The following is a 25,027-nucleotide window of genomic DNA, read 5'->3' on the forward strand; positions in this document are numbered from 1 at the left end:
CGCTGGAACGCTGCGGCGTTTCGGTCGAGATCCTCGGCTTCACCACCCGAGCCTGGAAGGGGGGGCAGGCGCGCGAGAAATGGCTGAAGGAGGGCAAGCCGCCGAACCCCGGCCGGCTCAACGATCTGCGCCACATCATCTACAAATCCGCCGACCATCCGTGGCGGCGGGCGCGCCGCAACCTCGGCCTGATGATGCGCGAGGGACTGCTCAAGGAAAACATCGACGGCGAAGCACTGCTGTGGGCGCACAACCGGCTGATCGCGCGGCCGGAGCAGCGCAAGATCCTGATGATGATCTCGGACGGCGCGCCGGTCGACGATTCGACGCTGTCGGTCAATCCGGGCAATTACCTCGAACGGCATCTGCGCGCCGTCATCGAGCTGATCGAGACGCGCTCGCCGGTCGAGCTGCTCGCCATCGGCATCGGTCACGACGTCACGCGCTACTACAGGCGCGCCGTCACCATCGTCGATGCCGAGGAATTGGCCGGCGCCATGACCGAGCAACTGGCCTCGCTGTTTGGCGAGGAAAGCGCGCGCGAGACGCGGCGCGGCGGTACGCGGCGCGCCGGATGATCCTTTCGCGGCGGGGGTTTCGGCAGACGCTTTTTGCCGCCGCAGCGCTGTTCGTTGCCGTTCCTGCCTTGTCGCCGGCCATTGCCGGGCCAGAGCCGGTTGAGCCGATCGAAATTTCCGCCCGCCCGATCAGTGCGTTCCGCATCGGCCGCGCGGAGAAAAAATTCGGGCCGCTCGAATTCGTCGGCGGGCTGGAAATGACCTCGCCGGCGCGCGATTTCGGCGCGCTGTCTGCGTTCCGCTTCCTCAAAACCGGCAGCGACTTCATCGGCGTCGCCGACACCGGCTTCTGGTTCTTCGGCACCGTTGTCCACGATGCCGACAAGCGTCCTTCGGGCATCCAGAATTTCCATATGCAGCAGATGGTCGACGCATCGGGCCTGCCGGTCGACGAAAAAGCGGAGGTCGACGCCGAAGGTCTCGCGGTCAAGGACGGCATCGCCACCGTCGGCTTCGAGCGCGACCACCGCGTTTCCCAGTTCAATATCGATCCGGACGATATGAAGGCGCCGTTCCAGCAATTGGACTTCCTGATTCCGGCATGGGAGCTGCGTCGCAATCGCGGCTTCGAGACCGTCACCCGCGCCAATCCTTACGGGCAGCACGAGGGCGGGCTGGTCGTGGTGTCGGAAAAGAGCCTCGACAAATCGGGCAACATCTTTGCCGCCGTCATCGAAGGGCCGAGAAAGGGCGTCTTCACCGTCAAGCGCAATGGCGATTTCGACATCACCGATGGTGCTTTCCTGCCCGACGGCGACCTTTTGCTTCTGGAGCGCAGCTTTACCATGGCCGGCGGCCTGAAGATGCGGCTGAGGCGCATCTACGGCGAAAGCGTCGAGAAGGGCGCCGTTGCCGACGGGCCGGTGCTGCTGGAAGCCGATATGAGCTACCAGATCGACAATATGGAAGGGCTCGACATCTGGACCCGCGACGATGGCGCGCTGATGGTATCGCTGATCTCGGACGACAACCACTCGATCCTGCAGCGCAACCTCTATCTGGAATTCATCCTGCACGAGGATTGAGGGAAGGGCCTGGCCTCGGCCGCCCAAACCTACTGCGCATTTGTCGCCAGCCAGATGATGTGGCGTGCGCCACGCTTGCCGTTGGCGCGGGTCCTGATCTCCTCGACGGCGAAGCCTGCCTGCTTGAGCCGCCGCATGAAGCCTGCATCCGGCCCCTGCGACCACACCGCCAGCACACCGCCGGGCTTGAGCGCGGCACGGGCGGCGCCGAGGCCGGCGGCGCCGTAGAGAGCATCATTGGCTGTGTAGACGATCCCTTCCGGGCCGTTGTCGACGTCGAGCAGGATGGCGTCCCAGGTGGATTTCTCCGATCTTATGAGCTGTCCGACATCCACCTCGCGAATGCTGACGCGCGGATCGTCGAGACAGCCGCCGAACATTTCGGCCATTGGGCCGCGCGCCCAGGCGACCACGGCGGGCACCAACTCCGCAACAACGACGCCTGCATCGGCGCCAAGCTCGGCAAGGGCGGCGCGCAGCGTGAAACCCATCCCCAGCCCGCCGATCAGGATTTTGGGATCAATGCGGCCGGCGATCCTTTCGCAGGAGAGCCTGGCCAGCGCCTCCTCGGAGCCGCTGAGGCGGCTGTTCATCAGCTCGTTGGCGCCGAGCATGATCGAGAATTCGGCGCCGCGCCGCTTCAGGCGCAGTTCTTGTCCGCCGTCAGGCGTTTTTGCCGAGTCTATTTGGATCCAGGGGATCATGCTCTACCCTTGAGCATGATCTTGTCCGAAAAACCGGGTGCCATTTTTCGGGATCATGCTCTAGACAGCCAGCGCCGGCTGGCTCCAGCGGGCGGCAAGCAACCGGTAGGGGATCAGCGCGACCACGGCGATGATCAGCTTGACCGAGAGATCGCCGAGCGCCCACGACACCCAGCGCATGGTCTCGACCGGCAGCACGCCCATCAGGGGCGCTGCCTCCAGCGCGAATCCGTCGCTCGGGCCAGCGAAGGCGAAGGCCGCCGAAAAGGCGACGGTGAAGAAGACGACGGTGTCGACGACCGAGCCGACCAGCGTGCCGACGATCGGGGCGCGCCACCAGCTCTGCCGGCGCAGCCGGTTGAACACGGTGACGTCGAGCAGTTGCGCGGTCAGGAAGGCTGCTCCCGAAGCCGCCGCAATGCGCACCAGCCGGTCGGCGGCCGTCTCGAATTCGATCAGGCTGTGGCGAAACAGGAAGGGCGGCACAAGGATCGAACAGACCACCGCCGTCATGAAGCCGACAAGGACAATCCTGCGCGCCACGGCCGGGCCATAGCGGCGGTTGGCAAGGTCGGTGACCAGGAAGGAGAAGGGGTAGGTGAAGGCGCCCCAGGTCAGGATATCGCCCAGCGACAGGCCGCCGACCGCACCCTGCATCGGGAACTGCACGAGGATGTTCGACGCCACGACGACAAGTGCCATGGCGGCCACAAAGGGCAAATATCGCGAGAAGGAAGTCATTTTTTTATCCTGGGTAATGGAACCAGCGGAGCGCCAACCGGAAGCCGGATCGCGTTCCCTTGTTGTTTTAGAGGCGGTCGCCCCGAAGAAATGCTTAAGCGGCCGGCTGTTCGGCCAGCTTCTTGGCGATCTGCTTCTTCAGGAGGCGGGCGCGCTGCGACAGCTCCTTGGCGTCGGCCTTGGCCAGGAAGGCGTCGAGGCCGCCGCGATGCTCGACCGAACGCAGCGCGTTGGCCGAAATGCGCAGGCGCACATTCTGGTTCAGCGCCTCCGAGATCAGCGTCACATTGACGAGGTTCGGCAGGAAGCGGCGCTTGGTCTTGTTGTTGGCGTGGCTCACATTGTTGCCGGACATGACTGCCTTGGCAGTGAGTTCGCAGGTGCGGGACATGGTTCTAACCTTCAGTTCGCGGTCTGGCCAAACATTCGACCCGCGCCGGGTGGCGCGCGGTTTCGGTCAGGCGGCCTTATGGAAAAGTTGGCGTTCCTTAGTTGCATTTCGCCCGTGCGTCAAGCTCCGTCGGCCAAGCTGCCAATCTCCCCCGCAAGGGGCGAGGTCGGATGTCACCGTCGGTTTTCGCCATCTCCAAAGCCGATGGCAGGCAGGTTTGTTCTTGCTTTGTGCACTCAGTTATGCTAGTAATTCCGACATGGTGCTGATTTGCGCCGACGATCCGCCTGCGGGACCCGCCGCAAGGCGGGTTTTTATTTCTAGGCCCCCATCGCCTTGCCCCATCGCCTGGCCATAGACCATACCCTGGAGTTCAAGCCCTGACGGCGGCCTTTCATATAAAGGCCGGAATTCAGCCTATAAGCGGTCGCAAAGGGACATGCCAGGCCGATACCGCCTATCTCCGGCCGAAAAACGAGGACCGATCCCCGCCATGCTTCGTGCGTCACATGCTGTTTTCGCCTTGCTTGCCGTTGCGTTGCCGACCGCGACATCCGCTGCCGCGCCGCAATCCTTCAAGGGCGAGTATACGGTGTCTTTCCTGGGCCTTTCGGTGGCGAAGGCGACGTTCTCCAGCAGTTATGAAGGCGATACCTATTCGATCGATGGCAGCGTTTCCAGCGCCGGGCTGGCCACGCTGTTCGACGACACGCAGGGCACGATCTCGTCCAAGGGCAAGATTTCGGGCAAGCAATTGCAGCCGGAGGAGTTCCGCGCCGACTACAAGTCGGGGAAGAAGGCCTCGATGATCGATATCCAGTTCGCCAATGGCGTCGTGACGTCGACCAAGGTCGTGCCGGAGCCGAAGAAGCGCAATCCCAAGAACTGGATAGCGCTGGGCGCCAGCGATCTGGCGTCGGTGCTCGATCCGATGGCCGCCACCGTCGTCCATGCCGACAGCCTCGACAAGGTCTGCGGGCGCACGGTGAAACTCTATGACGGCGAGATGCGCGCCAATCTGGTGCTGACCTACGATTCGAAAGGCTCGACCTCGGTGCGGGGCTACGAGGGCGAAACCGTCACCTGCAGGATGGGCTTCGAGCCGGTGGCGGGTTACCGGAAGAACCGCAAAGCCCTGAAATACCTCAGGGATCGCGCCGTCATCTTGGTGACGTTTGCGCCAGTCGGCCAAACCGGCGTATATGCGCCGATCCACGCCACGGTCACCACGCAGATCGGCACACTCACCGTCAGCGCCGGGCGTTTCGAAGCAACTGAATAGGCGCGTTGGCGCGCCGCCGGAGATGGGCATGGCGCGCGCAACACTGATCGGCTTCTCGGCGGTCGCCATGTGGGCGCTGCTGGCGCTGCTTACCGACGCTTCCGGCGCCGTGCCGCCCTTCCTGCTGTCAGCGATCACCTTTACGATCGGCACCGGCGTCGGGCTCGTCGCGCGGCTGTTCATGCCGGCCGCAGACAGGAGCCAGAAGATACCACGCGAAGTATGGCTGATCGGCATTGCCGGCCTGTTCGGCTATCATTTCTTCTACTTCACCGCACTGCGCAACGCGCCGGCGGTGGAGGCGAGCCTGATCGCCTATCTGTGGCCGTTGCTGATCGTGCTCGGATCGGCGCTGATGCCGGGCGAGCGGCTGGCCTGGAACCATGTCGCCGGCGCGCTGCTCGGTCTTGCCGGCACTTTCCTGATCGTCACCAAGGGCGGCGGCCTTGCTTTCGACGCGCGCTACACCTTCGGCTATGCGATGGCCGGCGTCTGCGCACTGCTGTGGTCGTCCTATTCGCTGTTGTCGCGGCGTTTCCCCTCGGTGCCGACCAGCATCGTCACCTGGTTCTGCGCGGCGACGGCAGTGCTCTCGCTCGTTTGCCATCTCGTGCTGGAAGAGACGGTGTGGCCTGACGGCGCCGGCCAATGGCTGGCCGTGCTCGGCCTCGGGCTGATGCCGGTTGGGGCTGCCTTCTATGCCTGGGACATCGGCGTCAAGCGCGGCAACATCCAGGTGCTGGGCGCGGCGAGCTATGCCGCGCCGCTGCTGTCGACCCTGGTGCTGATTGCCGCGGGCTTCGCCGAGCCTTCCTTGCGCATTCTCGCGGCCTGCGTGCTCATCACCGGTGGCGCGGCGCTGGCGGCGAAGTCGCTGTTCTTCCCCAAGCGGGCGACCGGCGAGGCGGCGACATGATGCCGTTTCCCGGCGGCATCGACGCCAACGCCAATGCGACGCTGGTGTTCTCCGTCGCGGCGGCGGTGATCTACGCTTTCACCCTGGACAGGCGGCCGACGCTGGCGCGTTCGGCGGCAAAGACGCTTGCCGTGGCAATGCTTGCCGTGCTGGCAGCGCTACAGGGCGGGCCATTGCTGCTCGTTGCGGCGCTGGCGCTGAGCGCCGTCGGCGATGCCTTCCTGTCGCGCGACGGCGAAAAGGCCTTTCTCGGCGGGCTCGCCAGTTTTCTCGCCGCGCATGTGCTCTATGTCGTACTGTTCGCGCGCTCCGGCGGCGGGTTCGGGCTGCTCTCGGCCGAACCATGGCGCGCAGCGATTGCGGTGGCGATGGCCGTCTTCGCGCTTGCCATGCTTTTTGCGCTCTGGCGCCGTGTCGGCCCTGCCCTGCGCCTTCCGGTCAGCGTCTATATCGCGGCAATCCTCGCCATGGGCATTTCCGCGCTCACGCTCAGCCATGTCTGGATCATCGGCGGCGCGATTCTGTTCATGGCGTCGGACGGGCTGCTGGCCGCGGAAAAATTCCTTGTGCCCGCCATCTCGCCGCACCGTGTGTGGATGCGCCATGCGGTCTGGGTGCTGTATTATGTGGCCCAGTTGGGGATCACGATGGGTTTTTTGCTCGATACACCCTAGGGTCACAATTCACTCGGCTGGCTGCCGCCAATGGCCGGGATGGGTGGGTAGCGGTCAGGCAGCTTTCCAATCGGTTGGCAAAAAGCAGCCTTCATTCGGCTTCCATGAAGTCGAACGGCTTTGCAGGGACGAACTGGCTCGATGCGTCGCCGGCAAGGATACGGGCCATGTCCACCCCGAGATCCAGTTTGCGGACATGCGCACTTTCGGAGAAGTCGAGCTTCTTGAAATCCACCCAGAAAATGTTGGGTGACGTTGCCGATTCGCCATAGAAAACCATGCTCTTCTGATCAGCCACCACGCGCCAGCGGGTGGTAGACAGGTTCGGCGCCTCTGGAATGCTTACGCCATAGGGTGCCGAAGCGTTGCGGATAACGCTGAACACAGCGGCGGCAGCAATCCGGGGGTCATCGCTTTGGGTCACCGCGTTAATGTAAAAGCCGGCGCGCACGAAACGGTCTTCGGAGCGGCCACTGCCGGGAAGGAATTTGAGGGGGTCGACCGCGCTCCAGTATCTCTGGTTGGCGAGTTGGTCGTCATAGGGCGGGTCGTTCGTCACCACCTGATAGGCACGGTCATGATGGATGCTCAGCTTTCCGTCGATCCACTCAAGAACAGCACTGTCGCCGGTGGCATCGGAGAGCGTCAGATGCAGTGGTGCGAGACTGCCGGGACGGCCGGGCACCTCACCGCTCACCACCTCCAAGGGATGGCTGCGCGCGTATTCGACGGCCTCCGAGACCGTTGCGAATTGATCGAGGTAGAACTGCGCCCAGATCGAGAGCGACATGCGAGGCGTCGTCCCGTCGCCTTCCGGGAACTTCGTGGCGTTCAGCCATAGCAGGCTGGCGTTGAGGCCGGCTTCGTTCATGCCGTCGACCGTCGAAATGTCGTAGCCGGAGACGGCCAAGCTGCCGAACTTCGATGTCCATTCCACCGAACGCGAACCGGCGGCTCCATTGCGCTTCATCCCGCGAGGAAAGACCCAGAAATTGCTGACCATCGGATCCTTGAAGTCCATGTTGCGCCCCGTGAGGGTCCGCCCGTCAGGCCCTTGGTAGACGACCCGCGTGCAGGCCTGGGCCTCGGCGGTCAGCAGCGCCGCGGTAGCGGCCAAGACGGCGAGAATGCGTGTGAATCGAGACATATTGAACACCAATCCATAAGAAGACCGCGTGAAACCTTTGCCGATCAGAACCGATAGGTCATGCCGAGAACCGGGCCGCTGAGGCGCGTGTCATAGACGTGACCGCTGTGATCGTAATCGACGTCGAGCACCTTGTAGCCCACGGAGGCGGAAAGGTGATCGTTGAAGACGTAGTTGGCGGTAGCCAGCGCCGACCATGTGAGATCGGAACCAGCGCCGAAGCCCCCGATGTCGGCCTGCCCTTGAAGGGACAACTTTTCCGTCAGGGGAAGGAAGGCACGCAGGCCGACCAGCGGATCGACCCAGCCGAAGCTTTCGTCGTAGCTGACGGCCCCACTCATACCGCCAAGGCTCCCGGTAAGCGTCACATCGTTAGAGATGTGCCAGAAGCGCGCGCCGCCAAGGGCGTCGAGGGTGAACTGCGGCGTATCGATGACCCGATAGCCGCCCATCAATGTCGCGGTGAACTGTTTCGAGTCGACCTTCGCATTGATGTTGCCGCCCGGCGGTATCACGCCGACGCCGGGAATCGTGAATGCCGGCAGCGGTCCGGCACTATGGCTGTCGGTCGTATCGACATACATGATGTCGCCCGAGAAGACGAAGCGGTCGTAGCGTCCCCAAATGTTGATGAAACCGCCGAAGTTTAGGTCGTCCATGACATCGGAGAACGACTTCTCGACGCCGATGGTCGGGCCGCGCCGGAACGGCGAAATATGCCCGTCGAGGCCGGCTGCCCACATATAGGGCGTGACCTGCAAGGCCCATTTTGGGGATTCCGCCGGGACGTGCTCTTCCGGCACGTCGAGTGTAGCGTCCGCGCCATACGCGGAATGTGCGCCGCAGAGCGATAAGGCAATGACAACGGCATACCAAGGCGACAGAACCTCGCCGATGTCGGTGACAATTGGCTGGCCTTGGGGGCTGTGACAGGCGTGATCCCAACCGGGGGACTTTTTGCCAGATCGAAATACCATATGCCCCCTCTCGCTGCATCTATGTTACCTAGACTGACAACATCCGTTAGTAAATCAGCTTTGTAGAGCGCTGTGCTCCGTAAAGGTTCGCAAAATTCCCAAAAGCCTGCGACGATGTGGTCCAAGACAACAAGATCTGCGAAGTCCGCTTTAAGCGTCCTCGCCTCCTGCCATGAACGGCAAAGATGAGGTCGAATTTCGTCGTTCAAAGCGATCGGGTTTTAGGGCGTGCCCGGCTCCCAGCCCGGTGCGGCCATCTCGAAGGCGGCGAAATCGAAGCCTGGCGCCACTGTGCAGCCGACCAGCGTCCATTCGCCCAGGCTGCGCGCCGACTGCCACCAGCCGGCGGGCACGACGATCTGCGGCCGTTCGCCCGCTGCCAGCGCCGTGCCCAGCACCTGATCGATCACCGGACCGTCTTCCTGATGCATCGACAGCGCCAGCGGGGCGCCGGCATAGAAATGCCAGACCTCTGCCGCGTCCCTGACCCGGTGCCAGGCCGACAGTTGCTCTTCTTCCAGCAGGAAATAGATCGCGGTCGAATGGCCGCGCGTCCCTTCCGCGCCGTCGCGAAAGGTCTCGGCATACCAGCCGCCCTCCGGATGCGGCTTCAGGCCGAGCGCGGCAATGATTTCGGCGGCGCTGATCATGCGTTGCAGGCTAGCATGAGGCTCAAAAATTGTCCTTGCGCTTGCGGATCTCGGCGAACACGTCGGCGTCGGTGGCCTTCTCCATGCCGAGATGCTTGCGGATTGCCGGGTCGTGCCAGCGCAGGAACGGGTTGGTCGACAGTTCCTCGCCGATCGTGGTCGGCAGCGTCGGCTTGTCGTCGGCGCGCAGTGCCTCGATTTTCGCGGCGCGTTCCTTCAGCGCCGAATTGGTCGGGTCGACCGTCAGCGCGAAGCGGGCGTTGGCGAGCGTGTATTCATGGCCGCAATAGACGACTGTTTCGGCCGGAAGTGCGGCGAGTTTCTTCAGCGACTCATACATCACCGGCGGCTTGCATTCGAACAGCCGGCCGCAGCCGAGCGCAAACAGCGTGTCGGCGGTGAACGCCACTTTCGAGGCCGGCAGATGATAGGAGACATGGCCCGCCGTGTGGCCTGGCGTCTCGATGACCTCGATCTTTTCGTCGCCGAGGCGGATGACCGAGCCCTGGGCCACGGTCTCGTCGATGCCGGGGATCTTTGCCTCCTCGGCCTTCGGCCCGATAATGCGCAGCTTGAAACGTTCCTTCAGCGCCAGATTGGCCTCGACGTGGTCGGCATGGTGGTGGGTGATCAGGATCATCGTCGGCGTCCAGCCGGTGCGTTCGATCGCGGCCAGGATCGGCGCCTCCTCGGGCGCATCGATGATCGCGGTCTGGCCGCTTTTGGGGTCATGCACGAGCACGCCGAAATTGTCGCTGCGGCACATGAATTGTTCGATCTCAACCGGCATCGCATCTCTCGCTTTTGTCTGCTGCATCGTGCTTTTCGAAAATCGGATCCGATTTTCCGGCCGATGCAGTCGCCGAAGACATAGGGCGCTTGCCCGCGGATGTCATCCGCCTTTTGTTGAACTTGGGCGGCATCGAAGCTACCGTCCGGCGCATGCATTCCGACATCGTCGACCTCCGTTCCTTCTATTCGACCACGCTCGGGCGGCTCGCCGAGCGCTCGATCACCATGGCGCTGTCCTCGATATGGGCCACCGTGCCCAACGAGCGGCTGGTCGGCCTCGGCTATACCTTGCCGTGGCTGGAGCGGTTCGGCACCGATGCCGAGCGTGTCTTCGCCTTCATGCCGGCGACGCAAGGCGCGGTGGTCTGGCCGGTCACGGGGCCGAGCGCGACGGCGCTGGTCTTCGACGAGGAATTGCCGCTGGTCGATTCCTGCATCGACCGCATGCTGCTCGTCCATTCGCTCGAACATGTGGAGAATCCGCGCGAGACGCTGAACGAGATCTGGCGGGTGCTGTCGCCCGCGGGGCGCGTCGTCATCGTCGTGCCCAACCGGCGCGGCGTCTGGGCCCGCTTCGAGCACACGCCGTTCGGCAATGGCCGGCCCTTCTCGCGCGGCCAGCTCACCGAATTGCTGCGCGAAACAAATTTCACCCCTGCGGCATGGTCCGACGCCCTGTTCTTCCCGCCATCGCGGCGGCGCTTCATGATGCGGTTCCACAATGTGCTGGAGCGCGCGGGCCGGCGGTTCTGGCCGATCTTTTCCGGCGTCATCGTGGTCGAGGCGCAGAAGCGGCTCTATCAGGGCGTACCGGTCGCCCAGCGCGCTTCGCGCCGCGTCTTCGTGCCGGTTTTCTCGCCGCATGGCGCCACAAGGCTCGGGCGGCTGTCCGAAGCCGCCGACGGAGCGTCTTCACCTGCAAGGGTGACGCCTTCGTGATCGGGCCTGCGCTTTTTCCTAACTATCTGTCGAAAGCGGGTTTGCAGCCCGATTGAAGGCGCGGGCCGCCAATGCCCGTGACCGGTTCCAGTGCCGCTTCCGAATGCAGGACATCACTCATGGCTGATCATCCAGATGACATGGCCCGCGCGTCGGTCGAGGCCAGCAGCCTGCGCGACCAGCTCGCGACGATCAAGCTGGCGCTGGCGGCTTCGCCGGTGCGCAAATATCTGCTCTGGCTCTCTGTCGGCATCGTCGCCGTCATCGTGGCGACCTCGGTCGGGCAGGTTCTGCTCAATCGCTGGAACCAGCCGTTCTACGACGCGCTGGCGCGGCGCGACATGCAGGGCTTCCTGCATCAGCTTCTCGTCTTTGCGGCAATAGCCGGGACGCTGTTGGTGCTCAATGTCGGCCAGACCTGGCTCAACCAGATGATCCGGCTGAAGCTGCGCGAGGCGCTGACGGTCGACCTGATCGGCGAATGGATGCTGCCGGCGCGCGCCTTCCGGCTGACCCATGCCGGCGCCATCGGCGTCAATCCCGATCAGCGCATACAGCAGGATGTCGGGCATCTTTCCGATCTTTCGACCGATCTCGGCGTCGGGCTGCTGCAATCCTTCATCCTGCTCGCGTCCTTCATCGGCGTGTTGTGGACGCTGTCCTCCGGCTTCGTCTTCCATATAGGCGGCCATTCGCTGGCGATCCCCGGCTACATGGTCTGGGCGGCCATCCTTTATGCCGGCATAGCCTCCTGGCTGAGCTGGCTGGTCGGACGGCCGCTCATCCGTTTCAACAGCGATCGCTATTCGCGCGAGGCGGAACTGCGGTCCTCGGTGGTCCGCGTCAACGAGAATATCGATGCCATAGCGCTCGCGCATGGCGAGGCCGATGCGAAACGCCAGCTTGAACTCGACCTTGGCACGGTGCTAGGCGCGATGCGGCGGATCTATCATGCCCAGATCAACCTGTCCTGGGTCACCGATACTTATGGCTGGATCACCGTCGTCGCGCCCATCCTGGTCGCTTCGCCGGTCTATTTCGCCGGCGATATCAGCTTCGGCGGGCTGATGATGGCGGTCGGCGCCTTCAACCAGGTCAATGCGTCGCTGCGCTGGTTCATCAACAATATCGGCGCCATCGCCGATTGGCGCGCCACGCTGATGCGCGTCGCCGACTTCCGCATCGCGCTTGGCGAAACGGATGTGCTCCACGACACGGAAAGCCGCATCGAGTTCGGCGAAAACCCGGAGGGCCGCCTGACCTTCGAGAAGCTCGAAATTGCCTCGCCCGACGGATGCACCAAGCTTGCCGAGCCGCATGTCGAGATCGGCGCCGGCGAGCGCGTCATGATCACCGGCGATCCGCGCGCCGGCAAGACGCTGTTCTTCCGCGCCATCGCCGGCCTGTGGCCGTGGGGAAGCGGGCGGATCGGCATGCCTGCCAAGGAAATACCCGCCTTCGTTCCGCGCACCCCCTATTTCCCGCTCGGCACGCTGCGCGAGGTGCTCAACCACACGGGCGGCGCCGCCAAGGTCGACGATGCCGAGATCTCGGCGGTGCTCGCCGAGGTGGGTCTCGAGCGCCTGTCGTCCTCGCTCGACCGCTCCGCGCGCTGGGAACATGAGCTCAGCGATGACGAGCAGCGCCTGCTGGCCTTTGCCAGGCTCGCCTTGCGGCGGCCGAAATGGGTGATCATCGACGAGGCGCTGGACACATTCGACGGCGCGACGCTGAGACGGGTGCTGGCGATGCTGGAGAAACGTCTCGCCGGTGCGGCCATCCTCAACATCGGCCGCGGCCAGCACAACATCCAGTTCTTTCCGCGCTCGCTGACGATCGTGAAGGATGCCGGCCGCCCAGCCCTCAAGCCAGCCAGTGTCAGGGCCGGGGCGATCGAGCCGCCGCCGGCCGTTGCTGTGCGCCGGAGGAAGAAGTAGCCGGTTTCATCCAGCCCAGCTTTATTTCGCCGCGATCGCAGGGGAAATTGTAGGCATCGTTGCAAAGCCTGCGAGGCTTCAGATCATGCTCGACGCGATCAGCCTGCTTGCCTGCCTTGCCTGCGCCCAGGCAGCGCCTGTCGCCACCCCTCTGGCCGCACCGGCCAATGGGATTGACGTGGACGTCGAACTGGTGCTGGCGGTCGACATTTCGCAGTCGATGGATGAAAATGAGTTCGCCCTGCAGCGCGCCGGCTATGTCGAGGCGTTGCGCCACCCCGACTTCATCAAGGCGGTGCGCTCGGGCGCCACCGGCCGCGTCGCGCTGGCCTATTTCGAATGGGCAGGCACCGTCCGCGACGATGCGGTCATTGCCTGGCAGGTCATCGACGATGCCGAGAGCGCCAACGCTTTCGCCGACAGGATCGAGGCCCGCCCGTTCAGGAGCTTTCGCGCCACCTCGATCTCCGGCGCGCTCGCCTTCGGCACGGAGCTGTTGGAGGGAACAGCCTTCGAAGCGGCGCGCAGCGTCATCGATATTTCTGGCGATGGCCCGAACAATATCGGGCTACCGGTCACCATGACGCGCGACGCCGCGCTGGCGAAGGGCATCGTCATCAACGGCCTGCCGATCCTGATCAGCCCGTCGCCGACCTTCAGCCATCTCGACCAATACTATGCCGAATGCGTGACGGGCGGACCGGGTTCCTTCGTGCTGCCGATCTACGCGGTGTCCGAATTCACGACAGCCATACGCCGCAAGCTGATCCTTGAGGTCAGCGGCGACCCTGGGGCCGATCCCCGGCCGGTCCGGATCGATGCGGCGGCGCCGATCGACTGCCTGCAGGGCGAGCGCGACAGGCGCTTTTTCTCCGATCCGTTTTTTCCGGAACTCGACCGGTGAGAATTCGCAGTGAAGTTCTGCATTTATGCAAGTCGTTATCCCAAAACCGCTACGCACTTTTGGGCGACATGCACTACAGCGCCGCGCGTCCTATTGGACGCGCAAAGGACGCTGTAGCACTTTAACTTTGCGCATGATCCTTTCCGAAAATCGATTCCGATTTTCGGAGTCATGCGCTAGGCCGGTCGCGCGCCGTATTTGCTGCGGAACTCGTCGTAGAGATCGCGCCGCCAGCGCCGGCCGCCGACATAGCCGCGCAGCAACTGCGGCAAGGAGTAACCGAGCGCTTTCGACGAGCGGTTGGCCAGATAGCCGGCAAATGCCTGAGAAATCCGGCCCTTCATCGTGTCGGCGATGATCTGGCGCGCGATCATGTAGGGCGGAATGTCGGGATAGCGGTCGATGATGTAGGGATGCTTGCAGATCAGGTTCGCATAGGCTTCGACATAGCCGTCGCGCTGACCCGAGATCGAATTCTCCGAATTGTACTTTTTCCAGTCGACGTCTTCGGACAGTTGCGCGCCACTGCGGCGGGCCAGGCGCAACAGCAATTCGCGATCCTGCATCCGGGCTATGTCGCTGTCATAGCCGCCGATCGCCAGCAAGGCCTCGCGCCGGGCGGTAATCGCCGACCCTGCAATGAAAATCGTTTGCGCCACCAATGCCCGTTCCAGCGTGTCCCGGCTCAGGAACGCGTCGCGGTTGATGCAATTGGTGCTGCGCCCGCCTTTCGTGGACACGAACGAGCTGATCAGGATTTCGAGCCCTGGATTCTCCTCGAACCAGGCAAGCGTCCGCTCCAGCCGGTTCGGCAGATAGACGTCGTCGGAATCAAGGAAGGTGACAATCGGCGCCCGCGCGCGCTCGATGCCGGCATTGCGGGCGGCATTGGCGCCCCGCCATTTCGCGCCGACATAGATCAGACGGGGATCGGGGATGGCGGCAAGCGCGGCTTCGGTGCCGTCGGTCGAGCCGTCGTCGACGACAATGTGCTCGAAGCGGGTGAAGTTCTGCGCCAGCACGCTCTCGACTGCGCGCAAGACCTTGCTGCGCCGGTTGTGGGTCGGCGTTATCACTGTGATGAGCGGAGCGGGATTCATCGTCTTAGGCATGTCGCCTCGGCGCGTTCCACGACAACCGAATGGATTTGTACTCGCCTTCCATGCCCGTCCCAGGTCGCGTTCGGCTGACCGTACAAAAAAGAAGCACCGGTGTCACGCCAATGTGAACGATGGTCGATCCGATGTGGCGAATTTACAACGCGTCGCTCAACGGCGCCACCCTCGGCCGATATGCATTCCGTGACCTCGGGTGTGCGTTTCATGACCTTGGAGGTACATTTTCATGACCTTTGAGGTAATCGACCAGCGTCCGGCGCGTCGGCAAACTCCCCTGCATGAAGCCTGCTGTTTGGCTTCGATCGACAAGGGAGTTCGTCATGACCGCTTACGCCGTCGCCCATATGCGCCAGGCCACGATGGGGCCCGGGATCGTCGAATATCTGCACAGGATCGACGCCACGCTAAAGCCCTTTGGCGGCCGTTTTCTGGTTCATGGCGGCGATGTGGAGGTGATCGAGAACGAGTGGCCGGGCCACCTCATCATCATCGAATTCCCCGACAGGGACCATGTGCGCGGCTGGTACAATTCGCCGGCCTACCAGGCGATACTGGCCTTGCGCACGGACAATTCCCGAGCCGACGTGGTGTTCGTCGATGGCGTCGAACATCCGCACAAGGCAACGGATGTCCTGAAGTAGACGTACCGCTAGGCGCGACGTTCATCGCTTCAGCAGGAACACCGCCTGCTGGCCGAAGAAATTCCAGAACCACCACGGCATGGAGAGGCCGATCTTCTGGCCGTTGCCGTCGAGCGCGGTCGCCTTTTCGACGGTGGCGCCGAGCTCGTCGCACAGATTGACGAAGTCGCGAATGGTGCAGAAATGGATGTTGGGCGTGTCGTACCAGGAGTAGGGCAGGTCGTCGTTCACCGGCATCCGTCCGTGGACGAACAGCGAGAGGCGCACCCGCCAGTGGCCGAAATTGGGGAAGGAGACGACGGCGCGGTTGCCGATCCGGAGCAGTTCGTCGAGCACCAGCTTGGGGTTGCGGGTCGCCTGCAGCGTCTGCGACAGGACGACGAAATCAAACCCCTTGTCGGGATAGAATTCGAGATCCTTGTCGGCGTCGCCCTGGATGACGGAGAGGCCGCGCGCCACGCATTCGTTGACGCCGCGCTGCGACAATTCCATCCCGCGGCCGTCGACCTGCTTGGTGTCCTGCAGCAATTCGAGCAGCAGGCCGTCACCGGAGCCGACATCCAGCACCCGCGACCGCGGCGGGATGAGATCGGCGACGACTTCGAGGTCGACGCGCTGGGCGCGATTGACGCTCACAGGGCTGCCTCCTGTGCGGCGCATGATCCAGTTCCGAAAAGTCTGCAACTTTTCGGGGTCATGCGCTGAGCCCTCTTGCGCGCGCGGCCGAGGCGATGAAGCCGTTGATGGCGGCGAACAGCTCCGGCTCGTCGAGCAGGAAGGCGTCGTGGCCGCGGTCGGTCTCGATTTCGACGAAGGAGACCGAGGCGCCGGCCGCGTTCAGCGCATGGACGACCGAGCGGCTTTCCTCGGTCGGAAACAGCCAGTCGCTGGTGAAGGAGACCAGGCAAAAGCGGGTCCTGGTGCCGGCGAAGGCGTCGGCCAGCCGTCCGCCATGGTCGGCGGCAAGGTCGAAATAGTCCATCGAACGGGTCATGTAGAGATAGGAATTGGCGTCGAAACGGTCGACGAAGGTCATGCCCTGATGGCGCAGGTAGCTTTCGATCTGGAAATCGGCGTCGAAACCGAAGGTGAGCGCTTCGCGGTCCTGAAGGTTGCGGCCGAATTTCCGATGCAGGGCCGCCTCCGACAGATAGGTGATGTGGGCGGCCATGCGCGCCACCGCCAGCCCCTTTTCAGGCCGCTTGCCAAGCTCGAAATATTTGCCGCCATGCCAGTCGGGGTCGGCCATGACAGCTTGCCTGCCGACCTCGTGGAAGGCGATGTTCTGCGAGGAATGGCGGGCGCCGGTGGCAATCGGCAGCGCCGAGAAAACGCGTTCCGGGTAGCTCGACGCCCATTGCAGCACCTGCATGCCGCCCATCGAGCCGCCAAGCACGCAGAACAGTTTTTCGATGCCGAAATGGTCGATCAGCATGAGCTGCGCCCGCACCATGTCGCGGATGGTGATGACCGGCAGATCGAGACCGTAGGGCTTGCCGGTGGCGGGATTGATCGAGGCGGGACCGGTGGAGCCGAGGCAGCCGCCGATGACGTTGGAGCAGATGACGAAGAAGCGGTTGGTGTCGATGATCCTGCCGGGGCCGATCAGCACCTCCCACCAGCCGGGCTTGCCGGTCACCGGATTGGTGTTGGCGACATGCTGGTCGCCGGTCAGGGCGTGGCAGACGAGGATGGCGTTGGAGCGGGCGTCATTGAGGGTGCCGTAGGTCTGGTAGGCGATCTGGAACGGCGACAGCAGCGTGCCGGCGTCGAGCTTGAGCGGCTTGTCGGCGCCAAAACGCAACACCGGGCTCGACGGCTGGTCGGCCTCATTGTTGGTTTTTCGAGCGCGCAGAGCGGCCATCACATCCTCTTATACTCGTATCGGCTTTGCGAAGATCGCTTGCGATTCTCGCGCCGATGCGGTCGTCCGGCCGGCCGCGGACAACAAAAAACCGGCAACGCCATCGCAAAGCCGGTTACAGGATGCAAACGGCCCTTTAGCGAGTTGTTTAACGTGGCTGCAAGCCGACCGGCCAAATCACCACGGAAGTTCGCTCTCTTCTAGAGCCGGCGCGCGCCGGCGTCAACGGCCACCCATGATTTGCCGCCTCTCGACATTCCGGGCCATGGCTTGTATTTCCGCTGCGGCTTCCGGACGGAAGCACTCTCGACGGATTTCGCGACATGAACCAGAGACCGGATCAGGCACGGCCAACGCCCCGCGCGGGGATCATGGACATCGAAGCCTATGTGCCGGGCAAGAGCACGGCGCCGGCCGGCGTGGCGAAAGTCCACAAATTGTCGTCGAACGAAAACCCGCTCGGTCCCTCGCCGAAGGCGATCGAGGCCGCGCGCGACGTCGCAGCCAGGCTCGACATCTATCCCGACGGCACCGCCAGGCGCCTGCGCGAGGCGATCGCCGAGGTGCACGGCCTGAATGCGGCAAACATCATCTGTTCCAATGGTTCCGACGAGATACTGGGCCTGCTGGCGCAGACCTATCTGGCGCCGGGCGACGAAGCCATTTTCACCGAACACGCCTTCATGGTCTACAAGATCTACATCCAGTCGGCAGGTGCTGTCCCGGTGTCGGTCAAGGAGACCGACGAGCGCGCCGACGTGGATGCGATATTGGCGGCCGTCACACCGCGTACCAGGATCGTTTTCCTCGCCAATCCCAACAACCCTACCGGCACCTATTTGCCGTTCCAGGAGGTGCGCCGGCTGCATGCCGGGCTGCCAAGAAACGTGCTTCTGGTGCTGGATGCGGCTTACGCCGAATATGTGCGCCGCAACGATTATGAAGCCGGCATCGAGCTGGTCGGCGGAGCCGAGAACGTGGTCATGACCCGCACCTTCTCCAAGCTCGGGCTTGGCGGCGCGCGGATCGGCTGGATGTACGGCCCCATGCACATCGTCGATGCGATCAACCGCATTCGCGGTCCCTTCAACGTCAACGCGACGGCGATCGAGGCCGGCATTGCCGCGATCCGCGACCGCGCCCATGTCGAGCGCAGCGTCGCGCATAACGAAACCTGGCTCGCCTGGCTGAGCGAGGAACTGACGACGCTCGGGCTGCGGGTGACGCCGAGCGTCGGCAATTTCGTCCTCATCCATTTTCCCGAGGACAAAAAACATTCAGCGGCAGCTGCGGACGATTACCTCTCCGCACGCGGCTACATATTGCGGCGCGTGTCCGGCTATGGCTTCCCGAATGCACTGCGCATGAGCATCGGCACCGAAGAGGCCAATCGCGGCGTTGTCGCCGCACTCACGACATTCCTGAAAAGCTGAGACAATGACATCACCGATGTTCGATAAGATCGCGCTGGTCGGCATCGGCCTGATCGGCTCGTCGCTGGCCCGCGTCATCCGCCGCGAGGGCCTAGCCCGGCATGTCGCCATCGCGACGCGCAGCGAAACCACGCTGGCGCGAGCCAGGCAACTGGACCTCGGCTCCTCCTACACCATGGATGCCAGGGAAGCGGTCCGCGATGCCGATCTGGTCATCGTCTCGGTGCCGGTCGGTTCCTCGGGCGAAGTGGCGGAGGAGATCGCGCCGGCGCTGAAGAAGGGCGCCATCCTCACCGATGTGGGTTCCACCAAGGCGTCGGTCATCGCACAGATCGAGCCGCATGTGCCCGACGGCGTGCATTTCATCCCCGGCCACCCGCTGGCCGGCACCGAAAAGTCGGGGCCGGACGCCGGCTTCGCCGAGCTGTTCGAAAACCGCTGGTGTATCTTCACGCCGCTGCCCGGCACCGACCCCGCGGCCTTGGAAAAGCTCTCGGAGTTCTGGCGCCGCTGCGGATCCAACATCGACACGATGGATCCGCAGCATCACGACATGACGCTGGCCATCGTCTCGCATCTGCCGCACATCATCGCCTACAACATCGTCGGCACCGCCGACGACCTGCAGTCGGTGACCAAGTCCGAAGTCATCAAATATTCGGCCTCGGGCTTTCGCGATTTCACCCGTCTCGCTGCTTCCGACCCGACCATGTGGCGGGACGTCTGCCTGCACAACAAGGACGCCATCCTCGAAATGCTGGCGCGATTCTCGGAAGACCTTTCCTCGTTGCAGCGGGCCATCCGCTGGGGTGACGGCGAGAAACTGTTCGACCTGTTCACCCGCACCCGCGCCGTGCGCCGCTCGATCATCGAGGCCGGCCAGGACATTGACGCGCCGGATTTCGGACGGCAGGCGGTCGAACATCCCAAAGGAAGCTGATATTCAGGTGAGGCCGGTCTGCAAATGGCCGGTCCCTGCGCTTCCGGTGCTCACGTACCCAAAAGTACGCTCCGCTCCGGTTCTCGGCACCAACCATTTTCGACTCGGCCTGACCTGAATCTCAACTTCCTTTCCCATGGTCGGCGGCAGGCCAGATCGCTTCGACCATCGCCAGCGTCTCGGCCCGGTCCGGCGCGCCCAGCCTGCCGCCGAAGCGCAGGCATTTGAGCGCGGCGGCGGCGCTGGCAAAGCGCAGGGCCTGCTCGACCGGCATGGCTTCCGCCAACGCGACGGCAAAGGCGCCGTGAAACACGTCGCCAGCGGCCAAAGTGTCCACCGCCTTGATCCGCGGCGCGGCGACATGGCGCACGGATTGCGCCGGGCGGTCGAACCACCAGCTTCCCGCCGCGCCGCCCGTCACAGCGACGAAGGCATCGGTGCGCCAGGCGAACTCGGCGCAGGCGGTCTCCGGGTCCAAGGCCTGGCCGCAGACGATGCGCGCCGCCGATTCCGAAGCGACAATGTACGAGGCCAGCGGCAGCAAATGCTCCAGTACCTCGAGCGGCGCGGTGTCGGCGTCCAGTATCGCCGGGCGGCCGATGGTGCGCGCCGCCGCCAGCGCCAGGGCGGCAGCGCCCGGCCAGCGTACATCGACCAGCACGGCGTCGAATGCCGAGAGGTCAGCTATCGGCAAAACCTCGGGATCGGCCTGCGCGCGACCGTCGTAGTAAGGGACAATGATACGCTCGCCATGGGCATCCACCAGAATGGCCGCCAGCGCCGATCGCGCGCCGGGAACGCGCCGGACAAGGCTGCAATCGACGCCTTCTGCCTCGATCTCGGCGACCAGCCGGTCGCCGATGGCGTCGTCTCCGGCGCTCGCCCAAAGGGATACCGCCGCGCCGAGGCGTCGCGCGGCGCAGGCGGCACTTGTCGCCATGCCCGAGGCGATCTGCACACCGTCGGTGGCTATGAACTTGCCCTGGTGCACGGGAAGCGTCTCTACACGAAGGATGGTGTCTTGGGTAAACGCGCCAACGCTGAGGAGCCTGACCGGTTTTTTCATGGGGTCAATCGACCGGCTTGATCTTGCCCAGCGGGATGAACCCGAGCGAGGCTTTGCCCTTGACGATCCTGAGTGGCATCGACGGCTCGTTGCCGAGCAGGGCCAGTCCGGCAAAGCCGGTTTCAATCTGGCTCTTCTGCTCCGGGATGGCCGCGCCGAGGATTGCCGCCACGGCTTTCGGGTCGTTCAGCTTGATCATCAGGTTGGCGTCGATCAGGCCGTCGGTGTTGACCGATATCGGTCCGGAAATGGTGACGCGCGCGGTTCCCGATGACAGGTCGAGCTTGGTGATGTCGATCGCCTGGCCACGCAGGCTCCTGGCTTGCGTCTTGATCAGCGCCACGCCGTTTTTCAGGGTCACGTCGCCGCTGCCGTCGAGTGGCGGCAGCACGCGCCCGTCGATGGCATCCGGGTCGATTTCGAGATCGGTAAAACTCCCGACATAGCCGATGTCCTGGCCATTCGGACTGAGTTGCCCGGCCACGGTGCCTGCGCTGAACAATTCGGCCGGGTCGTTGCCGTCGGCCGGGTCAGTCTGGCCGGACAGGCCCTCGGCCTCCAGCGAAACGCGCCGCGGCAAGGGCCAGGACAGTTTTGCGCTCGCTCGCAGATTGTCCCAGTCGATCCACAGCGGCGCCATTCCGGGGAAGGAGGTCCTGAGTGGCCCGCGCAATTGGGCAAACGGCGACAGAATCCGTGTGATCTGCGTGACGGCGTTGAGGCTGCCGCTCGAAACGGCGACGTTCCTGGTGTCGTCCTGATAGGCCAGATTGTCACAGGAAATGGCAAAGCTCAGCGGATAGCCGCTGACCGTGAGATTGGCGCAGTCAGCCTCGATGCCATTGCCGTTGAGCTCGGTGATGGCTTTGTCGGTTTCGCTCCTGACCTTGTCGGCCAGGTAGAACCAGCCGGCGCTATAGATGCCGAACAGCACGGCGAGGATGGCGGCAAGCCAGAAGAGGCGGCGGCGAAAATCCGGCGGGCGCTCTTCACTTGACGTCATGCTGCGGCTCTCGTTAACGCGTGTTGCAGGAATCGCTTCCGGCAACAGAGATAGACGGAGACGATTGAAAAGACACCGCTTCCGGTGCGGCGTGCAGTCAGGCTTGGCGATATGGGCGATTTTTGGGTTTTTGGCTATGGTTCACTGATCTGGCGGCCGGGATTTGCGCATGTCGAGACGCGGCGCGCGCGCCTGCACGGCTATCGCCGGTCGCTCTGCGTCTATTCCTATGTGCATCGCGGCACGCGCGAGCGGCCCGGTCTGGTGCTCGGCCTCGACCGCGGCGGCTCCTGCGTCGGACTGGCTTTTCGCGTCCCCGGCGATCTGCGCGACGAAGTCATCGCCTATCTGCGTGAGCGTGAGCTGGTCACCAGTGTCTATCTCGAGCGCATGCTGCGGGTCCGCCTCGACGACGGTGACACAGGCGCTGGCAAGACGGTCGAGGCGGTCGCCTATGTCGTCGACCGCGACCATGAGCAATATGCCGGCGCGCTGGATGAAGCGGACGCGGCGCGCGTGGTTCGCGGCGCCGTCGGCCGGTCGGGAAAGAACGAGGACTATGTCTCGAACACGCTGGAGCATCTCGAGGCGCTGGGCATCCGTGACCATTGGCTGGAGGAGGTGGCGCGACAGGTCGCGCCTTTGTGAAGTGCTGGTGGGGTGTAAAGGACGGCCTGGCCTTTGACGTTGCCGCGATGCGACTTAGGTTAGACCCGTCAAGGGGTTCCTCGCCCGCCCTTTCCATCCTCATGGAGATCAGCCTTGCAGAAACGTCGTCTCGGTCAAACCGACCTTTCCATCGCGCCGCTGGTTCTGGGCGGCAATGTCTTCGGCTGGACCGCCGACGAGAAAACCTCCTTCGACCTACTCGACCGGTTCGTCGACGCCGGCCTCAACGCCATCGACACCGCCGATTCCTATTCGCGCTGGATTGCCGGCAACAAGGGCGGCGAATCCGAGACCATCATCGGCAAATGGATGAAGAGCCGCGGCAATCGCGACAAGGTCGTGGTGATCACCAAGGTCGGATCGGATATGGGGCAAGGCAAAAAGGACCTTTCCGCCGCCTATATCGAAAAAGCCATAGACGCGTCGCTGAAGCGGCTGCAGACCGATGTCGTCGATCTCTATCTGTCGCACTGGCCGGACCCGGCCACGCCCTATGAGGAGACGCTCGGCGCCTATCAGAAGCTGCTGGCCAAGGGCAAGATCCGCTACGCCGGCGCTTCCAACCTCGATGCCGGCCAGTTGCGCGCCGCGCTCGATGTGGCAAGCCTGCGCGGCCTGCCGCGCTACGCGGTGCTGCAGCCTGAATACAATCTCTACGACCGCTCGTCGTTCGACGGGGCTCTGCGCGATTTGTGCGTTGCCGAGAATATTGGCGTCATCACCTATTTCAGCCTCGCCAAGGGGTTCCTGAGCGGCAAGTACCGCAGCGAAGCCGATCTCGGCAAAAGCGCGCGGGGCGGCGGCGTCAAGGATTATCTCAATGCGCGCGGCATGCGCATCCTGGCCGCCCTCGATGCGGTATCGGCCCGGCATTCGGCCAAACAGGCGGAAGTGGCGCTCGCCTGGGTGATAGCGCGACCCGGCGTGACCGCCCCGATCGCCAGCGCCACGACGCTCGACCAGGTCGACAGCCTGGTACGCGCGGCATCGTTGAAGCTCGGACCGGACGACATGGCCGAACTCGACAAAGCGAGCGCGTAGCCCAAATCTCAAGCTGCTTGTCCTCCTTGACATTCCAGCGCTAAATTTAGGCATCCCGGCTGGGATGCACGATCGTTCAAGACATCCGGCGCGGCCCTGCCATACCGTCCCTGCATCGTCGCAAGATGCGGGGACGGCAGGTGGCCGAGCAGATCGTATCCAATCCGGAACTATGGCAGCACTTGCTCGCGCTTGTCCTGGCATCGACGGTCGTCATGGGCAGTCCGGGACCGGCAACGATAAGCGTCGCCGCTGTCGCGGCCGCCTTCGGCCTGCGCCACTCGCTCCGCTACACCTGCGGCGTCGTTCTTGGCACCATCGCCGTGCTTTTGGTGGTGACGACGGGCGTCATGGCAGTGCTCGCCTCCGTGCCGAAACTCACGCCGCTGCTGGCCGCGGCGTCAGCGGCCTACATTCTCTACCTTGCCTTCAAGATCGCAATGGCCCCACCCGTGGCGGCGCGCGCCGTCGGGGCCGCGCTTCCCACCTTCCTGGGCGGGTTCCTGCTGGCCATCGCCAACCCAAAAGCCTATGTGGCGATTGCCGCCGTGTTCGCCGGTACGCCGTCGTCCGACCTCGACACGCGGCTCAAACTGGCGGTCCTGGCCTTGATGATCGTCGTCATCCATATCCTGTGGCTTCTCGCGGGGGCAGCGTTTGCGCGCTTCCTGCGCAGGCCGCGCGCCTCGCGGATCATCAATTTGATCTTCGCGGCGACGCTGGTCTTAACCACGGCGCTGGCTGCGTTTTCCTGAGGTCAATCCATTTCAGCCGAAAAACCTGAATCAGGCTTTCTTTTTCGCGGCCGCGCCCAGTTCAGCCAGCCGCTTCACCGCCGTCGGCGGCATGGGCGGCGGGTCTGGCGAGCGTGAGGCGTCGACGAGCAGCTGGTCGCAAGCGGCTTCCGTCTCTCCGATCAGCCGTTCCATGAATGCCTCCTTATCCAGTCCGGGCGGGATCGGTGGCAGGAAGCGGGCCTTGATCGTGCCGGGATAGCGCATGAATTTCCGGCGAGGCCAATAGAGGCCGGCGACATGAGCGACCGGCACCACTGGCACGCCAAGCTGCGCATAGAGCTCGACGATGCCGTATTTATAGGCCGGTTCGTCGCCCGGCGCCCGGCGCGTGCCCTCGGGATAGATGATCAGCTGGCGCGGGTTGCGTGCCATCTCCTGCCTGGTGGCGTTGACCACCGCCTTCAGCGCTTTCGAGCGGCTGCCGCGGTCGACCGGGATCATCCGCATCTTCATGATGTACCAGCCGAAGAAGGGGATCCAGGTCAGCTCGCGCTTGAGGATGTAGAGCGGATCCTTGAGGAAGGGGAAGAAGGCAATCGCGTCCCAGAAGGACTGGTGCTTGGGCGCCAGGATGAAGGAGCCCTCGGGCAGGTTTTCCAGCCCGGTGATGTCGTTTCCGGTGCCGGCGATCTTGTCGTAGAGCCACATCGAGGTGCGCGACCAGAATTTCGGCACGAACCAGGCGCGGTGGCGAGGCGACAGAAAATAGTAGGGCGTCCAGAGGATCATCTGGACGATCAAATTGACGTAGAAGACGAGGTTGAACGCCAGCGAGCGGATATAGAGCATGTGGGAAGT

At 63.7% G+C, this 25,027-nt stretch carries 27 protein-coding genes and 1 riboswitch; of the genes, 14 read left to right on the top strand and 13 right to left on the bottom strand.

The window, feature by feature from the left end:
• Both CN311_RS10915 and CN311_RS10920 read left to right on the top strand, forming a co-directional pair.
• On the top strand, window positions 1–578 hold a 578-nt coding region (locus tag CN311_RS10915; protein ID WP_425351065.1), incomplete at its 5' end, for a cobaltochelatase CobT-related protein.
• Window positions 575–1,603 carry an esterase-like activity of phytase family protein gene (locus CN311_RS10920; RefSeq protein ID WP_097573604.1) on the top strand — a complete coding sequence of 343 codons (1,029 nt, stop codon included), beginning with the start codon at window positions 575–577 and terminating at the stop codon, window positions 1,601–1,603. The genes CN311_RS10915 and CN311_RS10920, both read left to right, overlap by 4 nt.
• 29 nt (window positions 1,604–1,632) lie before the next feature.
• On the opposite strand, the gene CN311_RS10925 is transcribed toward CN311_RS10920, so the two are convergent.
• From CN311_RS10925 to rpmB, 3 genes are all read right to left on the bottom strand, one after another.
• Window positions 1,633–2,307 (bottom strand): spermidine synthase family protein, encoded by a 675-nt coding sequence (locus CN311_RS10925; protein ID WP_097573606.1) that lies wholly within the window; start codon window positions 2,305–2,307, stop codon window positions 1,633–1,635.
• Window positions 2,308–2,367: 60 nt separating this feature from the next.
• Window positions 2,368–3,048 (bottom strand): queuosine precursor transporter, encoded by a 681-nt coding sequence (locus tag CN311_RS10930; RefSeq protein WP_097573608.1) that lies wholly within the window; start codon window positions 3,046–3,048, stop codon window positions 2,368–2,370.
• A 94-nt stretch (window positions 3,049–3,142) separates the two neighbouring features.
• Window positions 3,143–3,439, bottom strand: a complete 297-nt coding sequence (gene rpmB, locus CN311_RS10935) for a 50S ribosomal protein L28 (RefSeq protein ID WP_006328411.1) — start codon at window positions 3,437–3,439, stop codon at window positions 3,143–3,145.
• 493 nt (window positions 3,440–3,932) lie between these two features.
• On the opposite strand from rpmB, the gene CN311_RS10940 reads away from it, so the two are divergent.
• From CN311_RS10940 to CN311_RS10950, 3 genes are read left to right on the top strand one after another with little or no spacing between them, the layout of a single operon-like run.
• Entirely contained in the window at window positions 3,933–4,721 is a 789-nt protein-coding gene (locus CN311_RS10940) for a DUF3108 domain-containing protein (RefSeq protein ID WP_097573610.1), read from the top strand.
• Between the two features lie 28 nt (window positions 4,722–4,749).
• Window positions 4,750–5,637 (top strand): aromatic amino acid exporter YddG, encoded by an 888-nt coding sequence (gene yddG / locus CN311_RS10945; protein ID WP_097573720.1) that lies wholly within the window; start codon window positions 4,750–4,752, stop codon window positions 5,635–5,637.
• A complete protein-coding gene (locus tag CN311_RS10950; RefSeq protein ID WP_097573611.1) occupies window positions 5,634–6,311 on the top strand; it encodes a lysoplasmalogenase in 678 nt (225 codons plus the stop codon). Before yddG ends, CN311_RS10950 begins: the two co-directional genes overlap by 4 nt.
• A 91-nt stretch (window positions 6,312–6,402) precedes the next feature.
• Here CN311_RS10950 and CN311_RS10955 read toward each other — a convergent pair whose 3' ends face one another.
• The 4 genes from CN311_RS10955 to gloB form a co-directional block, all read right to left on the bottom strand.
• A complete protein-coding gene (locus tag CN311_RS10955; protein ID WP_097573721.1) occupies window positions 6,403–7,458 on the bottom strand; it encodes a linear amide C-N hydrolase in 1,056 nt (351 codons plus the stop codon).
• A gap of 44 nt (window positions 7,459–7,502) precedes the next feature.
• Window positions 7,503–8,435 carry a DUF481 domain-containing protein gene (locus CN311_RS10960; RefSeq protein WP_245440799.1) on the bottom strand — a complete coding sequence of 311 codons (933 nt, stop codon included), beginning with the start codon at window positions 8,433–8,435 and terminating at the stop codon, window positions 7,503–7,505.
• 221 nt (window positions 8,436–8,656) lie between these two features.
• On the bottom strand, window positions 8,657–9,085 hold the full coding sequence (locus tag CN311_RS10965; protein ID WP_097573615.1) for a cupin domain-containing protein: 429 nt from the start codon (window positions 9,083–9,085) through the stop codon (window positions 8,657–8,659).
• 22 nt (window positions 9,086–9,107) lie between these two features.
• Window positions 9,108–9,875: a hydroxyacylglutathione hydrolase gene (gloB, locus tag CN311_RS10970; RefSeq protein ID WP_097573617.1), complete on the bottom strand. Its 768-nt coding sequence runs from the start codon at window positions 9,873–9,875 to the stop codon at window positions 9,108–9,110.
• Window positions 9,876–10,027: 152 nt separating this feature from the next.
• Here gloB and CN311_RS10975 point away from each other — a divergent pair, with 152 nt between their 5' ends.
• From CN311_RS10975 to CN311_RS10985, 3 genes are all read left to right on the top strand, one after another.
• The gene (locus CN311_RS10975) at window positions 10,028–10,816 is read left to right on the top strand and encodes a class I SAM-dependent methyltransferase (protein WP_097573723.1); all 789 of its coding nucleotides are present in this window, start codon (window positions 10,028–10,030) and stop codon (window positions 10,814–10,816) included.
• A 119-nt stretch (window positions 10,817–10,935) separates the two neighbouring features.
• Window positions 10,936–12,753, top strand: a complete 1,818-nt coding sequence (locus CN311_RS10980) for an ABC transporter ATP-binding protein/permease (RefSeq protein ID WP_097573618.1) — start codon at window positions 10,936–10,938, stop codon at window positions 12,751–12,753.
• An 85-nt stretch (window positions 12,754–12,838) separates the two neighbouring features.
• The gene (locus tag CN311_RS10985; protein WP_097573619.1) at window positions 12,839–13,657 is read left to right on the top strand and encodes a DUF1194 domain-containing protein; all 819 of its coding nucleotides are present in this window, start codon (window positions 12,839–12,841) and stop codon (window positions 13,655–13,657) included.
• A gap of 176 nt (window positions 13,658–13,833) precedes the next feature.
• Here CN311_RS10985 and CN311_RS10990 read toward each other — a convergent pair whose 3' ends face one another.
• Entirely contained in the window at window positions 13,834–14,769 is a 936-nt protein-coding gene (locus CN311_RS10990) for a glycosyltransferase family 2 protein (protein WP_097573621.1), read from the bottom strand.
• A gap of 326 nt (window positions 14,770–15,095) precedes the next feature.
• Here CN311_RS10990 and CN311_RS10995 point away from each other — a divergent pair, with 326 nt between their 5' ends.
• Window positions 15,096–15,416, top strand: a complete 321-nt coding sequence (locus CN311_RS10995; RefSeq protein WP_097573622.1) for a DUF1330 domain-containing protein — start codon at window positions 15,096–15,098, stop codon at window positions 15,414–15,416.
• 21 nt (window positions 15,417–15,437) lie between these two features.
• On the opposite strand, the gene metW is transcribed toward CN311_RS10995, so the two are convergent.
• The gene (metW, locus tag CN311_RS11000; protein WP_097573725.1) at window positions 15,438–16,052 is read right to left on the bottom strand and encodes a methionine biosynthesis protein MetW; all 615 of its coding nucleotides are present in this window, start codon (window positions 16,050–16,052) and stop codon (window positions 15,438–15,440) included.
• A gap of 58 nt (window positions 16,053–16,110) precedes the next feature.
• On the bottom strand, window positions 16,111–17,280 hold the full coding sequence (gene metX / locus CN311_RS11005; RefSeq protein WP_097573624.1) for a homoserine O-acetyltransferase MetX: 1,170 nt from the start codon (window positions 17,278–17,280) through the stop codon (window positions 16,111–16,113).
• A 116-nt stretch (window positions 17,281–17,396) separates the two neighbouring features.
• A riboswitch (SAM riboswitch) is annotated at window positions 17,397–17,474 on the bottom strand.
• A 129-nt stretch (window positions 17,475–17,603) separates the two neighbouring features.
• Between metX and hisC the strand changes: the two genes are divergently transcribed.
• Together hisC and CN311_RS11015 are read left to right on the top strand one after the other, a co-directional pair.
• Window positions 17,604–18,713: a histidinol-phosphate transaminase gene (gene hisC, locus CN311_RS11010; RefSeq protein ID WP_097573626.1), complete on the top strand. Its 1,110-nt coding sequence runs from the start codon at window positions 17,604–17,606 to the stop codon at window positions 18,711–18,713.
• A gap of 4 nt (window positions 18,714–18,717) precedes the next feature.
• Complete coding sequence (locus CN311_RS11015; protein ID WP_208866472.1) at window positions 18,718–19,653, top strand: prephenate/arogenate dehydrogenase family protein; 936 nt, start codon at window positions 18,718–18,720, stop codon at window positions 19,651–19,653.
• 121 nt (window positions 19,654–19,774) lie between these two features.
• Here the strand turns inward: CN311_RS11015 and CN311_RS11020 are convergent, their stop codons facing one another.
• Both CN311_RS11020 and CN311_RS11025 read right to left on the bottom strand, forming a co-directional pair.
• Entirely contained in the window at window positions 19,775–20,719 is a 945-nt protein-coding gene (locus CN311_RS11020; RefSeq protein WP_097573630.1) for a sugar kinase, read from the bottom strand.
• A 4-nt stretch (window positions 20,720–20,723) separates the two neighbouring features.
• Window positions 20,724–21,722, bottom strand: coding sequence for a DUF2125 domain-containing protein (locus tag CN311_RS11025; protein ID WP_097573631.1), 999 nt, complete (start codon window positions 21,720–21,722; stop codon window positions 20,724–20,726).
• Window positions 21,723–21,833: 111 nt separating this feature from the next.
• Between CN311_RS11025 and CN311_RS11030 the strand changes: the two genes are divergently transcribed.
• From CN311_RS11030 to CN311_RS11040, 3 genes are all read left to right on the top strand, one after another.
• Window positions 21,834–22,370: a gamma-glutamylcyclotransferase gene (locus CN311_RS11030; RefSeq protein ID WP_097573632.1), complete on the top strand. Its 537-nt coding sequence runs from the start codon at window positions 21,834–21,836 to the stop codon at window positions 22,368–22,370.
• A 114-nt stretch (window positions 22,371–22,484) separates the two neighbouring features.
• Window positions 22,485–23,432, top strand: a complete 948-nt coding sequence (locus CN311_RS11035; protein ID WP_097573634.1) for an aldo/keto reductase — start codon at window positions 22,485–22,487, stop codon at window positions 23,430–23,432.
• A 125-nt stretch (window positions 23,433–23,557) separates the two neighbouring features.
• On the top strand, window positions 23,558–24,187 hold the full coding sequence (locus CN311_RS11040; protein ID WP_425351066.1) for a LysE family translocator: 630 nt from the start codon (window positions 23,558–23,560) through the stop codon (window positions 24,185–24,187).
• A 30-nt stretch (window positions 24,188–24,217) separates the two neighbouring features.
• Here CN311_RS11040 and CN311_RS11045 read toward each other — a convergent pair whose 3' ends face one another.
• Window positions 24,218–25,018: a lysophospholipid acyltransferase family protein gene (locus tag CN311_RS11045; RefSeq protein ID WP_097573638.1), complete on the bottom strand. Its 801-nt coding sequence runs from the start codon at window positions 25,016–25,018 to the stop codon at window positions 24,218–24,220.
• Window positions 25,019–25,027 lie beyond the last annotated feature (9 nt).

The organism is Mesorhizobium sanjuanii (genome assembly GCF_002529485.1).
GTDB lineage: Bacteria > Pseudomonadota > Alphaproteobacteria > Rhizobiales > Rhizobiaceae > Mesorhizobium > Mesorhizobium sanjuanii.